This window comes from Rhodopseudomonas sp. BR0C11, from assembly GCF_010820945.1.
Taxonomy (GTDB): Bacteria; Pseudomonadota; Alphaproteobacteria; order Rhizobiales; family Xanthobacteraceae; genus Rhodopseudomonas; species Rhodopseudomonas palustris_H.
In genome coordinates, this window is sequence record NZ_QTKI01000592.1 from 1 (window position 1) to 2,093 (window position 2,093).

A 2,093-nucleotide genomic window follows, 5' to 3' on the forward strand; every position below is an offset into this window, starting at 1 on the left:
CGCCCCGCGGCGAAACGGGATCTCCCCGTCTTCATGCGCGAGCTGCAGGACGCGTTCGCGGTCGCCGTGGTCGAAGAGTTCGGCTCGATTCCGGGCGAGCGCATTCCAGCCGACAGCGACATCCAGCGATCGTTCGATGCGCCGGGCGCCGAGGTGCTGCACATCATCGCGAACGGTGAGCGCGTCGGCGGCGTGGTGGTGCGGATCGACGCCGCGACCCAGCACAATTCGCTCGACCTATTCTTCATCGCCACGTCGGCGCACGGCCGCGGCCTCGGCACCGCCGCGTGGCGGGCGATCGAACAGCGCTATCCGCAGACCAAGGTGTGGCAGACCCACACGCCGTATTTCGAACGCCGCAATATCCACTTCTACGTCAACAAATGCGGCTTCAAGATCGTCGAATACTACAACGACCGTCACCCCGATCCGCACGAGCACGAGCTCGAACATCAAGCCGAACCGGACGGCCTGCCGCCCGACGGCGGATTCTTCCGGTTCGAAAAGATCTGCTGAAAGCCCGCCTATTTTTCCTCACACGAAAAAGGACCATCGCCCTTGCCAGCGCCCGAGCCCCTGATGAAAGCCGTCGTCGTCGAAGACTATGCCGCGATCGACCAGGTCGCATTGAAACAGATCGCGCGGCCGGCGGTGACACCGGGATCGGTGCGGGTCCGGGTGCAGGCGGTCGGCATCGGCTTCGTCGACGGCCTCAAAGTACAGGGCCGCTATCAGACCAAGGATCCGCTGCCGTTCATTCCCGGCACGGAATTCGCCGGGGTGATCGACGCGGCCGGCGACGGCGTCGCCAATCTCGCGCCGGGCCAGATGGTGATGGGGATGGCACGCTCCGGTGCGCTCGCCGAATACATCGTGGTGCCGGCCGAGGCCGTCGCGCCGCTGCCGGACGGCGTCTCGCCGGAAGAAGGCGCCTCGTTCCGGGCCAACTACCTCACCGCCTATTACGCGCTGGCCGAGCGCGCCAGGCTGCAGCAGGACGAGATCCTGCTGGTGCTCGGCGCCGCCGGCGGCGTCGGCACCGCCGCGATCCAGATCGGCAAGCTGCTCGGCGCCCGTGTCATCGCCGGAGCATCCACCGCGCAGAAGCGCGACTTCGCGCTGGGGCTCGGCGCCGACGCCGTGATCGACTACACCCAGCCGGACTGGCGCGATACGCTCAAGACTCTGACCCAGGGCCACGGCGCCGACGTGATCTTCGATCCGATCGGCGGGCCGGTCGCGGTCGAAGCATTTCGCTCGATCGCCTGGAACGGCCGGCACATCGTCGTCGGATTTGCGGCCGGCAGCATCCCGGCGCTGCCGTTCAACCTGCCGCTGCTGAAAGGCGGCAGCCTGCTCGGCGTCGACCTCGCCCAGCTGCCGCGGCGCGAGCCGGACGTGCTGGCGCGCTGCACCGCCGAGCTGTCGCGCCTGCTCGCCAGCGGCGCGCTGAAGCCGGCGATCGTCTCGGCCTTCGCGCTGGAAGATTTCCGCGCCGCCTTCACCACCCTCGCCGGCCGCGACGCGCTCGGCAAGGTGGTCATCCGGATCGCTCCGTAGCGCGGGAGGAATTGCCGCACCGTCATTGCGAGCGAAGCGAAGCAGTCCAGCCTCTTGCAGAAGATGCATTGCTTCGTCGCTACGCTCCTCGCAATGACGGCGTTGTCCCGAGCGCGTTCGCAAGCCCGTCCCCATTTACCCACGTCATGCGCGGGTCAAGCCCGCGCATCCATCGCGTGCGCCAGCACGCATGAACTTTTCGCAGGAGATGGATTGCCGGGTCGAGCCCGGCAATGACGTGGTACCAACACTCATCACGTCGCAGCGCTTACTTCGCCGCCGGCGAGGTCCCGACCGTCGCGGCGTTGCCGCTGCCGAGCTGCTGCGCCATCTGCTGATGATGTTCGAGCACTGGCAGCGTCTGCGCGGCCCATTGCTTCAGCTCGGGGAAGTCGCCATTGCCCGCATAGCCGCGGAACAGCGTCACCGCCTGCTGATGCGCCTGCACCTGCTGCTCGGCATAGGTCGCGGCGAAGGCGGCGCCCTCGGTGGCGTTGAGCTTGTCGAGCAGCGCCTGATGCGGCGGGTCCGGC

The 2,093-nt window shown here is 67.6% G+C and carries 3 protein-coding genes; 2 read left to right on the plus strand and 1 reads right to left on the minus strand.

Annotated features, from left to right (window positions below; genetic code table 11):
• Both DYI24_RS25525 and DYI24_RS25530 read left to right on the plus strand, forming a co-directional pair.
• A partial coding sequence (locus tag DYI24_RS25525) for a GNAT family N-acetyltransferase (RefSeq protein WP_164574299.1) occupies positions 1-516 on the plus strand: 516 nt, incomplete at its 5' end.
• Between the two features lie 63 nt (positions 517-579).
• Complete coding sequence (locus DYI24_RS25530) at positions 580-1,560, plus strand: NADPH:quinone oxidoreductase family protein (protein ID WP_164574300.1); 981 nt, start codon at positions 580-582, stop codon at positions 1,558-1,560.
• A gap of 268 nt (positions 1,561-1,828) precedes the next feature.
• Here DYI24_RS25530 and DYI24_RS25535 read toward each other — a convergent pair.
• On the minus strand, positions 1,829-2,093 hold a 265-nt coding region (locus DYI24_RS25535; protein ID WP_164574301.1), incomplete at its 5' end, for a DUF4142 domain-containing protein.